The sequence below is a fragment of the Pseudomonas sp. ASL7 genome (genome assembly GCF_056680375.1).
In genome coordinates, this window is sequence record NZ_CM155279.1 from 6,137,891 (window position 1) to 6,150,942 (window position 13,052).

Sequence of the window (13,052 nt, forward strand, 5' to 3'; positions counted from 1 at the left end):
ACATTAGAGGGCATACCCCTGTAGGAGCGAGCTTGCTCGCGAGGGTGTGTCAGTCGACGTCAATGTTGCTGACGCACCCTCGCGAGCAAGCTCGCTCCTACAGGGATTTGTGCGCGTCCGCAGATCCAGTGTGGGAGCGGGCGTCTACCGCATTGCCGCTAAACTTCGACGGGCACCGTCAGCTTCGGGCTACCCAGTGCATGGGTCTTCGAATCAAAAAAGCGCAATTCACAGCCAGTCCCCTCAAACACCTTCGCGTAATGCCGCTTCTGGTGCTGGATGAACGCCTTGCTGCGCGGATAAATAGAGATCGCCAGCACGGTCGGTTTCGCCTGGCGCAGCGCATGAATAATGTGGCTGTCCTGCTCACCCAGCGCCTGACCAAACAGACACAACCCCTCGCCATGACCGAGTAACTGGTCGTAGCAAAACGACAAGTAATCCGAGCTGCGAATGGTCTTGAGTTTGTCCTGCGCCGGCCCTTCGTTCACAAACAGCGGCACGTCATCGAGGGTCTTGATCGTGTTGTTGATCGCAAAACTTCCCAGCAGGGTGCCCTCGGTCGACATGAGTTTGCGCGCCGTGCCGTCCTGATTACGCACCAGGTGCAGGCCGCCATGCAGGTACAACACGCGGGTTTTATCGGTTGCCGTGGCGCTCAGGTCGAAACCCGGCTCGGCACCCTGGAACAGATCGCTGATGGCATCAGGCTGGTGCTGAATCGCCCAGTAACTGAGCAAGTCATAGTTGGTGGTAAATACCGTCCGATAATTGCGCAGTTCCTGATTGATCGTCGCCAGTGTCGAAGGCACGACCAGCCGCCACGGGATGTGCACCGCGTGGACGGTGTTGATCAGTGCTTCCTTGATCGCGTAGTAGCGATTGCGCGGTGCGGCGGAGCTGACGGCCAGGGACTTGTTGACCCGGCTGGTGGTTTTCAGCGCGCTGAGCACTTGCTCGAAGCTGCGCGTCTGCAGGGCGTCGAACACACTCAGCTCGGACTGGCTCAGGGGTTTTTCTTCGACGGTGCGGGCGTTTTCAAACAGCGAGTCGTAGCCGAAATCGTCCCATACCGCGCGGCTGGCGCCGTTACCCAGCAGCAGGCCGCTGAACGAGGCGGTGGTGCGCAAGGCGTTCCAGTCTTCAAGTTGGGCGTCAACATCCTGGAAATCGGTCATTGCGGTCTTCGTCTCAAAGCAAAAAGTCTGATGGGCGGCGACTTTATCACGACCGGGACTTGAGCCAGATCAAGAAACCGCACGACTGATGGGTCGATCCTACGGGCACCCGCTGATTCGACCCCGTCAGGAGATTCGCATATGAGCAGCACATTTTTTATCCCCGCCGTGAACATCATGGGCATCGGTTGCCTTGACGCAGCCATGGACGCCATCGGCAAGTACGGTTTTCGCAAGGCGTTGATCGTCACTGACGTCGGGCTGGCCAAAGCTGGGGTGGCGAAGATGATTGCCGAGAAGCTGGCGAAACAGGACATCGACGCGGTGATCTTCGACGGAGCCAAGCCCAACCCGAACATCGCCAACGTCGAGCGTGGCCTGGGCCTGCTCAAGGAAAATCGCTGTGATTTCGTGGTGTCCCTGGGTGGTGGTTCGCCCCATGACTGCGCCAAGGGCATCGCCCTGTGCGCGACCAACGGCGGGCAGATTCGCGACTACGAAGGCGTCGATCGATCCACCAAGCCGCAGTTGCCGGTGATCGCCATCAACACCACCGCCGGCACCGCCAGCGAGATGACCCGCTTTTGCATCATCACCGACGAATCGCGCCACGTGAAAATGGCCATCGTCGACCGCAACGTCACGCCGCTGCTGTCGGTCAACGACCCGGCGCTGATGGTGGCCATGCCCAAGGGCCTGACGGCGGCCACCGGCATGGACGCGCTGACCCACGCCATCGAAGCCTACGTATCCACCGCCGCCAACCCGATCACCGATGCCTGCGCGCTGAAGGCAATCACCCTGATCAGCAACAACCTGCGCCTGGCCGTGGGCGACGGCAGTGACATGACCGCACGGGAAAACATGGCGTACGCGCAATTCCTCGCCGGCATGGCCTTCAACAATGCGTCCCTGGGGTTCGTCCACGCCATGGCCCACCAATTGGGTGGTTTCTATGATTTGCCCCACGGTGTTTGCAACGCCGTGCTTCTGCCTCATGTACAAAGCTTCAACGCGCTGGTTTGCGCCCATCGCCTGACCGATGTGGCCCACGCAATGGGCGCAGACATCCGTGGTTTCAGCCCGGAAGAAGGCGCACAGGCGGCCATCGCTGCGATCCGCACCTTGGCCAGGGATGTAGAAATTCCCGCCGGTTTGCGTGAACTCGGCGTCAAGCTCGACGACATCCCGGCCCTCGCCACCAACGCCTTGAAAGATGCGTGTGGCCTGACCAATCCACGGTCGGCAGACCAGCGTCAGATCGAGGAGATTTTCTGTAACTCGTTTTGATAGCGGCATGGCGACGGCGCAAAGGACGGTATGCTGCGACTTCCTCCGAGTCGATAACGCCGAGCCCCTGATGCTGCAAAAAAGCCTGATTCGCCGCCTCGATCTGATCACTCTCCAGTTGTTCGTCGCGGTTCATGAAGAGGGCACCCTGACGCGTGCCGCGACCCGCGAAGCCATCGCGGTGTCGGCGGCCAGCAAGCGGTTGATGGAGTTGGAGGAGGCGCTGGGCATTAGTTTGTTCGTGCGTCAGGCCAAAGGCATGACCCTGACGCCGGCTGGTGAAACCCTGTTGCACCACGCTCGGCAGATGCTGTTCAACGTCGAAAAAATGGGGCTCGAACTTGGCGAGCACAGTCATGGTATTCGCGGCTATGTGCGGATGCTCGCCAACCTGTCGGCGATCATTCAGTTTCTGCCCGAAGACTTGCGGAGCTTCTCCAAGCGTCATCCTCAGGTCAAGACCGATCTCGAAGAACGGCCCAGCAGCGGGGTGATTCAGGGGGTACTGGATGGTGTGGCCGACCTCGGGATCTGCTCAAGTGACAGCGACGTCAAAGGCTTGCATAGCGTGCTTTACCGTCAGGACAAACTGGTGGTGTTGATGCTGCCCGATCATCCGTTGGCGAGTCGTTCCAGCCTGGCGTTCGCCGATACGCTGGACAGCGATTACGTCGGCCTGCATTCCGCGAGCTCGATCAACATGCGCACTCACGCAGCGGCTCGCAAGGCAGGCAAGGTGCTGCGCCTGCGGATTCATGTGCCGGGGTTCGATGCGATGTGCCGGATGGTTCAGGCCAACATGGGCATCGGGATTTTGCCGCAGAAGGCTTATGAATTGTTTGGTCGGGCGTTGGGTTTGCATTCGGTGCCGTTGACCGACGATTGGTCGGATCGGGCGTTGATCATCGTGGTACGGGATGAGGCGGCGTTGTCTCCCGTGAGCCGGATGTTGTTTGAGCAGTTGCGGGGTCAGGTCTGATGTTTCTCGATTGGATGGGGCGGCCCCTTCGCGAGCAGGCTCGCTCCCACAGTTGATTGGCGGCGTTCACAAATCCCCTGTGGGAGCGAGCTTGCTCGCGATGGCTGACTTGAGGTCGCAGCAATCCTCCAGACCGTTCTCGTTTCGCGAACGCCCGTTGCCAACTGAAGGTTGGATTCCTGCCCCCTCGCTCCTCTAGCCTTGGCTCATATTCCAAGAACAAGAGGTACCCCGCGATGACTGCCCCCCTGAGTGCAATCAAGGTGATCGAGATCGGCACGCTGATCGCCGCGCCATTCGCCGCCCGAATGCTCGCCGAGTTCGGTGCCGAAGTGATCAAGATCGAAGCCATGGGGCAGGGCGACCCTCTGCGCAAATGGCGCAAGCTGCACGAAGGCACTTCGTTGTGGTGGTACCTGCAATCGCGAAACAAGAAGTCCCTGGCGCTGAATCTGAAATCCCCCGAAGGCATTGAACTGGTCAAGCAACTGGCGACCAGCGCCGACGTGTTGATCGAAAACCTGCGCCCCGGGGCCCTGGAGAAACTCGGATTGGGCTGGGACGTGTTGCACGCCCTTAACCCCAACCTGACCCTGGTACGGATTTCCGGCTATGGCCAAACCGGCCCCTACCGCGATCGGCCGGGTTTCGGCGCTATCGGCGAGGCCATGGGCGGGATTCGCTACACCACCGGCACACCCGGTTCGCCGCCGGCTCGGGTCGGCGTCAGTCTGGGTGATTCCCTGGCCTCGTTGCACGCGGTGATCGGCGCCTTGATGTCATTGCTGCGGGTCAAGACCGGGCAGGGCGGCGGCCAAGTGGTCGATGTGTCGCTGGCCGAAAGCGTATTCAATGTCATGGAAAGTCTGGTGCCGGAATACGACATGCTTGGCCATGTTCGTGAACGCAGCGGCGGGGCTTTGCCGGGCATCGCGCCTTCCAACACGTACCTGACCGCCGATGGCGCCTACGTGGTGATCGCCGGCAACAGCGACCCGATCTACAAGCGCCTGATGGGCGTGATAGGCCGGGTTGATCTGGCGCAAGCGCCGGAGTTTGCCCATAACGACGGTCGGGCGGCTAAAAGCAACGTGCTTGACGCGGCGATCACTCACTGGACCAGCAGCCTGCCGATCGACCACGTACTGTCGGCCCTGGAAGCCGCCGAAGTGCCGGCCGGACGCATCTATTCAGTGGCCGACATCGTTGCCGATCCGCACTATCAGGCGCGGGACATGCTGCTCAGCGCCGACCTGCCGGGCGGCGCCACGGTGAAGATGCCGGGCATCGTGCCAAAACTCTCCGAAACTCCCGGCGGTGTGAACTGGTCCGGACCGGGTTTGGGCCAGCACACCGACGCTATTCTCGCCGGGCTGGGCCTTACGGGCTCGGACATCGAGCGGTTGAAAGTTGAAGGAGTGGTGCAATGATCACTGATTTTTCCCAGACCCTGATGGTTCAGGAGGTCTCTCCCCGCGACGGCTTACAGATCGAGCCGACCTGGGTCGAAACCGTCGACAAGATTGCCTTGATCGATCAGTTGTCGTTGGCCGGTTTCAGCCGCATTGAAGCGGGTTCGTTCGTATCGCCCAAAGCCATTCCGGCGTTGCGAGACGGTGAGCTGGTGTTTAAGGGCATCACCCGGCAACCCAGTGTGATTTACGTGGCATTGATCCCCAACCTCAAGGGCGCACAACGGGCGCTGGCGACGGGGGCTGACGAGCTGAACCTGGTGATGTCTGCCAGCCAGACCCACAACCTGGCGAACATGCGCATGCGTTGCGAGGACTCGTTGGCCGCGTTCGGCGAGGTCGTGCAGTACGTGGGCGGCACCCAGGTGCGCCTCAACGGCAGCATCGCCACCACGTTCGGCTGCCCGTTCGAAGGCACGATCGATGAGGATCGCGTTCTGCAAATCGTCGAGGCTTATCAGGAGCTCGGGATCCAGGGCATTACCTTGGCCGATACCACCGGCATGGCCAATCCACGCCAGGTTGATCGGCTGGTGCGTCGGGTCTTGCAGCGCGTTTCGCCGGCGGATCTGACCCTGCATTTCCACAACACCCGCGGCCTCGGTTTGTGCAACGTGCTCGCGGCTTACGAGGCCGGTGCCCGACGTTTCGACGCGGCCCTCGGCGGGCTGGGTGGATGCCCGTTTGCACCGGGTGCCTCGGGCAATATCTGCACCGAAGACCTGGTGAACCTGTGCGATGAAATCGGCATTCACACCGGCATCGATTTGCCGCTGTTGCTGAAGTTGTCCCGAGGATTGCCAGCGCTGCTCGGCCATGACGTGCCCGGTCAGTTGGCCAAGTCCGGACGCAATTGCGATGTGCACCCAACCCCGTCCTGAACCCACCAAAAATCCCTGTGGGAGCGAGCTTGCTCGCGATGACTGAGTCACATCCAGCATAGATGTCGACTGATTCTCCGCCATCGCGAGCAAGCTCGCTCCCACAGTAAAAGCATTCATGCGGACCCACTCAACCAGACAACAAAAACAATCGGACACCTACGGGAAGTCCGCCTGGAGAAACACCATGAGCCTTAATGTACTGGAGGCGGGTGCAAGCCCGTCCGTTAGCCACGACGAAGAAAAAGCCCTGGTCACCAAGGTCGCCTGGCGTCTGATGCCGTTGATCATGGTCTGCTATCTGTTCGCGTTTTTTGACCGCATCAACATCAGCTTCGCCAAGTTCCAGTTGCAGACGGACCTGAGCCTGAGCGACACGGCGTACGGCCTCGGCGCCGGGCTGTTTGTGGTCGGTTATGTGTTGTTCGAAGTGCCGAGCAACATGATGCTCTACAAGGTCGGCGCACGGCGCTGGATCGCCCGGATCATGATGTCCTGGGGGCTTGCAACGGCGGCGATGGTCTTCGTCAACAGCGAATGGCAGTTCTATGGATTGCGCTTTGTGATTGGCGCCATGGAGGCCGGGTTTGCGCCGGGCGTGCTGTATTACTTGACGCTGTGGTTCCCGCAGCACTATCGCGGACGTATCACCTCGATGTTGTTCCTGTCGTCGGCGTTTGCCGGTCTGGTGGGCGCACCGTTCTCCGGACTGGTGCTGCAACACCTCGATGGCTTCCTGGACATGCGCGGTTGGCACTGGCTGTTTCTGCTCGGCGGCGTGCCGTGCATCGGCCTCGGTTTGCTGGTGCTAACGCTGCTCAAGGATCGCATCGAAGACGCTCATTGGCTGACGCCGTCCGAGAAAACGCTGCTGGCCAGTCGCATTGCGCACCATGAACCGCACAAGAGCGGCGGTTCGTTGCTCGCCGCGCTGCGAATTCCGGGTTTCCTGACGCTGGGGCTGATCTACTTCCTGATTCAGGTGGCGTCCTACGGCTTGAATTTCTGGGCCCCGCAACTGATCCGTAGCGCCGGCACCGAGAGCCCGGTCATGATCGGTTTGTTGACGGCGATCCCGTACATCTGTGGCGCGATCAGCATGGTGGTGATCGGACGGTTGTCCGACTCGACCGGCGAGCGCCGCAAGTTTGTCGCCGGACTGGTCGCGGTGGGAGCGGTGGGCTTCTTCTGTGCAGGAATCTTCGCCAACCACACGACCTTCCTGATCGTCGCACTTGGCTTGCTCGGCGCAGGGATCATCGCCTCCATCCCGAGCTTCTGGACCCTGCCGCCAAAACTGCTGGCCGGTGCCGGCGCAGGAGCCGCTGGCGGGATCGCGGTGATCAACACCCTTGGCCAGTTCGGCGGTATTGTCAGCCCGGTCATGGTCGGGCGGATCAAGGACCTGACCGGCAGCACGACCCCCGCCCTGTACGTCATCGGCGTCGCCGCGTTGATCGCTGTTGCGCTACTGATGTGGGGGTTGCCGCAGAAGCTGCGAACTTTGGACAAATACTGAGATTTCTATCGCTCAATCTGACGCCATCGCGAGCAAGCTCGCTCCCACAGTTGATCGGGTTGTCCAGTCAAACGCGATCTAATGTGGGAGCGAGCTTGCTCGCGATGACTGACTAACATTCAATGAATATTTTCCGGTTTAGATCTCTGTCCGCCCGGCAACCCCCCCCTCCATCCCACCTCCATCACGGCGTTTGCCAATAAACGCCAGTGACGACATCCTCGACCTGTCCACTGACCTGGCCCGCTGGAATTGCGTGGAAGCGGCACAGCCGAAATCGAACGAGCCCTGATAACCGGATTGAGCCCGTCTTAAAGTTCTTCGACAATCAGTAAGTCGATGCGCAAAGTCCTGAGATAGACTTGCGTCCATTCACCAGTTAGTTCAAAAGGATTTCCAATGACCCCATCGCTGCTAATGGCCGTCCTCGCTTCCGGTTTTATCTATGGCATCACGCCAGGACCGGGTGTGCTGGCGGTATTCGGCATCGGCGCGGCCCGTGGTCGACGGGCGGGGGCGGGATTTCTTTGTGGGCATTTGCTCGGGGACGTGGTCTGGTGCAGCACGGCGCTCGTTGCGATCGTGGGGGCGAGGGAAATCGGCAGCACGGCGTTCGATGTGCTGGGTGTGCTCAGCGGGCTGTATTTGTTCTGGCTGGGCCTGCGCGCGGTTCGTGCCCGTCGCAACAGCGCCGAAGCGCCTCAAGGCCCGGCGCGGCAACCGTTCTGGCACGGCATTCTGTTTGGCCTGACCAATCCGAAAGCGTACCCGGTTGCGGTCGCAACGTTCACCGCGCTGCTCTCCAGTCGCGCAGAGTTGCTCCATTGGTCGATGTTGCCGTGGCTGATCGTCCTGAGCTTCGTCGGCGGTCTCATGGCCTACGCTATCCTCATTGGCATTGTCGGTGCGCAGCAGGTACGCACGTTGTATCAACGGCATGAGTTGTTGATCACCCGGCTGTGCGGGGTGATGTTTATCGGTTTTGCCATCAATGCGCTGGCGCATGCGTTGCCGGGATTGGTGACGAACAAGGCTTGATGCTGGTCGCCTGGATGCGCCAGTTTTGCTCATGGGGCAAGGATGGTTTCTTTTTGCTGCATTGTCCGGACACACCCTCTGCACCATGGCAACTGGAAATTCCGCGCCGTTGGCGAGCTATCTCGATCTGTTGCTGGACGCCGTCTGCGCGGTCGATAAGCAAGGTCGCTTCGTATTTGTCAGTGCGGCCTGCGAGCGTATTTTCGGCTACACCCCGGACGAGCTGATCGGACAGACAATGATCGATCTGGTGCATCCGGTCGACCGTCAACGCACCCTTGATGCCGCACAGGACATCATGGGCGGCGAGCCCAAGCTCAACTTTGAAAACCGTTATTTGCGCAAGGATGGCCGAGTGGTACACATCCTTTGGTCGGCGCGCTGGTCAGAAGTCGACCAGTTACGCATCGCCGTGGCGCGCGACATCACCGAGCGCAAGCAGGCCGAGTCCCGACAAGCGGCGTTGTATGCGATCTCCGAAGCGGCCCACGCGGCGGAGGATTTGCTGGCGCTGTTCAAACGCATCCACCTGATCATCGGCGAATGGTTGCCGGCGCTGAATTTTTCCGTCGCGCTGTACGACGAACACTGTGCGCAACTGAATTTCCCCTATCACGTTGACGAACACGAGCAGCAACCCGAGCACCCCGGAACGGTCATCGGGAGGCTCTGCACCGAGGTCATTCGCACCGGCCTGCCGATTTTGCTGACCCCGGATCAGGACGTTCCACTCGCAGGATTCGAGGGGTTGGTGGCTGAACAGCACTCACCTTGCTGGCTGGGGGTGCCACTGAACTCGCAAAACGGCACCATCGGCGCGCTGATCGTCAAAAGCGTCCCGGGCGGCGAGCGCTACACCGAGCAGGATAAGGAACTGTTGCAGTACGTTTGCGCCCAGGTCGCCACTGCGATCGAGCGCAAACAATTGCATGCCCGGCTGGAGCAGATGGCCCAGTACGACCAACTCACCCAGCTCCCCAACCGCGAATTGCTCCGCGACCGTCTCAAAGCTTCGCTGGCGGTGGCGCGTCAGGAGTGCGGTCGAATGGCCTTGCTGTACGTCGACCTCGACCGTTTTAAACAAGTCAACGACACCCATGGCCATGCAGTCGGTGACATGTTGCTGCAAGCGGTCGCCAATCGGCTCAAGGGGTGCGTGCGGGAATCCGACACGGTGGCGCGCATTGGCGGTGATGAGTTTGTGGTGTTGTTACACAGCATCCACGCCTCGGAAGACGCCGACAGCGTCGCGGGAAAAATCCGTCAGGTGCTGGCTCAGCCGCTGCGTCTGGACGGGCACAGCCTGAGCATCCAGACGAGCATTGGTGTGGCGCGATACCCCGACCACGGCACGGAAGAAAAGCAGTTGCTCCGATATGCCGATGAAGCCATGTACAGCGCCAAGCGCGAGCATCACCTGCGACTCGTCTGAACATTCGCCGCCGTTCGTCGCGGCGCTGCCAGGTTTTCTAAACCTTTTTGGGGATCGAAATTCAGATTCAATGCGGGCTCCCGCTCGCCGCGATCATCACCAAGAGGTAGAGAATCATGCCTAATTCAAGAAACTCGAACTCGGGAAACTTCGCCAACGATCGAACGAAGGCATCTGAAGCCGGTCGCAAAGGTGGGAAAACTACCACCACGACTGTCGATAAAGACCCTGCGAAACCAGAAATGGGTCGCAAAGGTGGTCCGAAATCCAAATAGTGGGTGAAGGTAGTTTTGATTGAAAGGCGGGGGCGAAAGCTCCCGTTTTAATTTTATGTTGAGGAGGGCGCGACCATGAGCCGGATGGCCACCCGAATACGCAATGCCGGTTTTGCTGCGTTACTGGGCCTGTGCGCCAGCAGTGCCTTTGCCCAGTCGCCCGCCGAATTCATCAACGATGCCTCGGCCAAAGGGATGGCCGACATTGAGGCCAGTCGCCTGGCGCATCAGAAAACCGAATCCAAAGAGGTCAAGGACTACACCATCATCGTCATTAATGACCGCACCACCGCCAATCAGCATCTGGCAAAAATCGCCAAGCAACTTAATTTGCCGGTGGCGCCACGCGAAGAAGTGGCCGACAAGGCCAAAGCCCTGATGCCGCAAGTGATGGACGACGCGAGCTTCGACCAGGCCTACGTCGCCAGTCAGGTGAAAAGCACCCAGGAAGCCATCGAGCAACTGCAGCAGGTAGCTCAGACCACCGACGTGCCGGAAATTAAAGCCTTCGCTGAAGAAACGTTGCCTAAATTGCAAAACCATCTGCAAATGGCCAAGGCGTTGCAAGCGAGTCGCTAATCTGGGCGCGCGTGACAAAAAAAAACGGCGCGCAACCTCGGTTTCGCGCCGTTTATCGTTGGTTTAGCACTGATTCCAGTCTGGTTTGCTCTTGTTCTTAGTGGCTACTCCTTCCAGCGCAATAGTTTCGCTTTCACCCATGGAGCGGTACTGCTTGCGCAGTGCTTCCAACTGTTTCAGGTCCAGCGCTTCCAGTCCCAGCATCGCGTTCTGCGCTTCCTTCGTCGCCCGTATCAACTCATCGATTTTCAAATGCAAAATGTTCGTGTCGCGGTTCTGCGTGTTCTGAATCAGGAACGTCCGGGGATTGCCGGCTCACAGGCGAGTGTTTGAGAGACTTTTGCGAACTTCATTGCCGTGTTCCTTATGGGGTGCGCCTGATTTTGTGACAGCGCCGGCGGGATGAAAATTCTGATGACATTTTCGTATTTCGCGTGCAACACAACGCTTGTAGCAGCTGGCGAAGCCTGCGTTCGGCTGCTGCTACAGGAGCCGGCGGTGCGTGGAATTGTTTACTTAGGTCGGGTAGGGCAGAGCGCACTCGTCGAGGTATCGTAGCGAACCGGTTGTTTGCCCCGCCCACGACAACGCACCGACAGGAGAACGCAATGAGCTGGTCCGCCAAGCAATACGTCGCTTTTGAAGATGAACGCACCCGTCCGGCTCGGGACCTGCTCGCGGCGATCCCGCCCGTGGAGGCGCTCTCCGCCGTCGACATCGGTTGCGGCCCCGGCAACTCGACCGAATTGCTGGTAGAGCGCTTCACTCACGCCACCGTGCGTGGCGTGGACAGTTCAAGCGATATGATTGACGCCGCCCGCAAGCGCTTGCCGCATGTGCAGTTCGACACTGTTGATATCGGAACCTGGGACGACAACGGCCCGTTCGACGTGATATTCGCCAACGCGGTATTACAGTGGCTTCCCGATCACGCGACGTTACTGCCTTCGCTGGCCGCCAGACTGACCAAGGGCGGCAGCCTGGCGATTCAAATGCCTGACAACCTCAACGAGCCGTCCCATCGCCTGATGCGCGAAGTGGCCGCTGATGGCCCATGGGCCGGCAAGTTGGCGAACGCCGCCGGGCAGCGGACGGAAATGGCCAGTGCCAGCGCTTACTACTCGATGCTGCGACCGCACTGTGCACGAGTCGATGTCTGGCGCACCACTTACCATCATCCTCTGGCGGGCGGTGCGTCGGGCGTAGTTGAGTGGTTCAAGGGCAGCGGGTTGCGGCCGTTTCTCGAACCGCTGGATGAGGCGGAAAAGGCGCAATACCTCAAGCAATATCACGCCGCGATCGAGCAGGCTTATCCGGCACTAAGCGATGGCTCGGTACTGCTGCCGTTCCCGCGATTGTTCATCGTCGCGACTCGATAGTGCAAAAAAGGGGCGGCTAACGCTAACGTTATCTGCCCCTTTTCCTGGCACTCAAGTATTCAAAAATGAATGAAGCAAAGCCGAACAATCCAATCATTGAAATGATCATGATCCCGAACTCTGAATGGTCCATGCTGACCTCTAAGTGAAAGGTGAGAGGGCAGAGTAAGGTATCTGTTGTGGGGCTCAATGCAGTGCTACGGCTTCTTTACTGGCTCGCGGGGATCTATACGCAAACTATATGTGGGGCGGCAAAAAACGCTCAGCGTTGAATGCTGGCCAGCTGCTACGAGCTGCTTCCCGGATTGGCATATGTTACTCGGAACGTTCTTTGACGCGATGCTTGATCGGAGCCCGAGAAACGCAAAGGGCGCCTTGAAAGGTGCCCCCTATCACGTCAGAACTATTGCGCATCCATACGTCGAGCAATGACGTCCAGCACATCGCAACCGTCGCGCAAGGGAATGCAGCAGAGCAATGCGAAGTCGCTGAGGATTACCGAGTCAGTTGTGAGGTCGCCGCGCATGGCGAGGTTTTCAAGGATCTGCGTCACTGCGCCAATTCTGTAACGGGCGGTGCTGAGCAGTGAATGCAGCGGTTGGGTGGTGTTTACATATAGGGAGGGGAGGTCGTCGGCGTTGCTGGTTAAAGCCATGTATTCATTCATGAGTGATCACCATGTAGGAGGAAGACCTACCACTCAATCGTCGCCAAACAATAGGGTGGTAGCTGTACGCGGGTTGGCGAACCGGGCCATGGTAAAACCGGCAGACCCTAAGGTCTCCCACGCACAGCCACCAAAAAAGAGGCAGCCAACTGCGTTCAAAAGCGCTCCGAGAAATCCTCGGAGGCTTCTGTACCATGGCATCGAGTCGCCAAACCCGATGCGCCATTTTGGGCGCGGGTCGACTATAGACTTCATGGTAAAAACACAGCAATGCGCAAGTGTACGGACAATTCCCAGAGTCGTGTAGGACGCTGCCTTTTTGGATTTTCACTCAAATAGTGGCAAAAAAGCTGCCGGCGTCCA

12 protein-coding genes and 1 pseudogene are annotated in these 13,052 nt (G+C 59.3%); 10 read left to right on the plus strand and 3 right to left on the minus strand.

All coding sequences use genetic code 11. The features are described from left to right. Window positions 1-158 precede the first annotated feature (158 nt). The gene (locus AC1MDT_RS28350) at window positions 159-1,178 is read right to left on the minus strand and encodes a DUF4917 family protein (RefSeq protein WP_480419970.1); all 1,020 of its coding nucleotides are present in this window, start codon (window positions 1,176-1,178) and stop codon (window positions 159-161) included. 141 nt (window positions 1,179-1,319) lie between these two features. On the opposite strand from AC1MDT_RS28350, the gene yiaY reads away from it, so the two are divergent. The 9 genes from yiaY (at window position 1,320) to AC1MDT_RS28395 (ending at window position 10,643) form a co-directional block, all read left to right on the plus strand. Next, window positions 1,320-2,468 (plus strand): L-threonine dehydrogenase, encoded by a 1,149-nt coding sequence (gene yiaY, locus AC1MDT_RS28355; protein ID WP_480419971.1) that lies wholly within the window; start codon window positions 1,320-1,322, stop codon window positions 2,466-2,468. A gap of 70 nt (window positions 2,469-2,538) precedes the next feature. Further along, window positions 2,539-3,447, plus strand: coding sequence for a LysR family transcriptional regulator (locus tag AC1MDT_RS28360; protein ID WP_480419972.1), 909 nt, complete (start codon window positions 2,539-2,541; stop codon window positions 3,445-3,447). Between the two features lie 236 nt (window positions 3,448-3,683). Continuing rightward, entirely contained in the window at window positions 3,684-4,877 is a 1,194-nt protein-coding gene (locus AC1MDT_RS28365) for a CaiB/BaiF CoA transferase family protein (protein WP_480419973.1), read from the plus strand. Next, a complete protein-coding gene (locus AC1MDT_RS28370) occupies window positions 4,874-5,800 on the plus strand; it encodes a hydroxymethylglutaryl-CoA lyase (protein WP_480419974.1) in 927 nt (308 codons plus the stop codon). The genes AC1MDT_RS28365 and AC1MDT_RS28370 overlap by 4 nt, the downstream gene beginning before the upstream one ends. Before the next feature lie 187 nt (window positions 5,801-5,987). Next, entirely contained in the window at window positions 5,988-7,319 is a 1,332-nt protein-coding gene (locus AC1MDT_RS28375) for an MFS transporter (RefSeq protein WP_480419975.1), read from the plus strand. A gap of 399 nt (window positions 7,320-7,718) precedes the next feature. Further along, window positions 7,719-8,357, plus strand: coding sequence for a LysE family translocator (locus AC1MDT_RS28380; protein WP_480419976.1), 639 nt, complete (start codon window positions 7,719-7,721; stop codon window positions 8,355-8,357). Between the two features lie 85 nt (window positions 8,358-8,442). Continuing rightward, window positions 8,443-9,789: a sensor domain-containing protein gene (locus AC1MDT_RS28385; protein ID WP_480419977.1), complete on the plus strand. Its 1,347-nt coding sequence runs from the start codon at window positions 8,443-8,445 to the stop codon at window positions 9,787-9,789. Between the two features lie 116 nt (window positions 9,790-9,905). Next, window positions 9,906-10,064 carry a KGG domain-containing protein gene (locus AC1MDT_RS28390; RefSeq protein WP_480419978.1) on the plus strand — a complete coding sequence of 53 codons (159 nt, stop codon included), beginning with the start codon at window positions 9,906-9,908 and terminating at the stop codon, window positions 10,062-10,064. Window positions 10,065-10,139: 75 nt separating this feature from the next. Next, window positions 10,140-10,643 (plus strand): DUF4142 domain-containing protein, encoded by a 504-nt coding sequence (locus AC1MDT_RS28395; protein WP_480419979.1) that lies wholly within the window; start codon window positions 10,140-10,142, stop codon window positions 10,641-10,643. A 63-nt stretch (window positions 10,644-10,706) separates the two neighbouring features. Here AC1MDT_RS28395 and AC1MDT_RS28400 read toward each other — a convergent pair. After that, window positions 10,707-10,940: pseudogene (locus AC1MDT_RS28400) on the minus strand (low affinity iron permease family protein); the annotation flags it as partial. A 311-nt stretch (window positions 10,941-11,251) separates the two neighbouring features. On the opposite strand from AC1MDT_RS28400, the gene tam reads away from it, so the two are divergent. After that, the gene (tam, locus tag AC1MDT_RS28405) at window positions 11,252-12,022 is read left to right on the plus strand and encodes a trans-aconitate 2-methyltransferase (RefSeq protein ID WP_480419980.1); all 771 of its coding nucleotides are present in this window, start codon (window positions 11,252-11,254) and stop codon (window positions 12,020-12,022) included. Window positions 12,023-12,425: 403 nt separating this feature from the next. Here the strand turns inward: tam and AC1MDT_RS28410 are convergent, their stop codons facing one another. After that, window positions 12,426-12,689, minus strand: coding sequence for a short-chain dehydrogenase (locus tag AC1MDT_RS28410; protein ID WP_480419981.1), 264 nt, complete (start codon window positions 12,687-12,689; stop codon window positions 12,426-12,428). Between the last annotated feature and the right edge of the window lie 363 nt (window positions 12,690-13,052).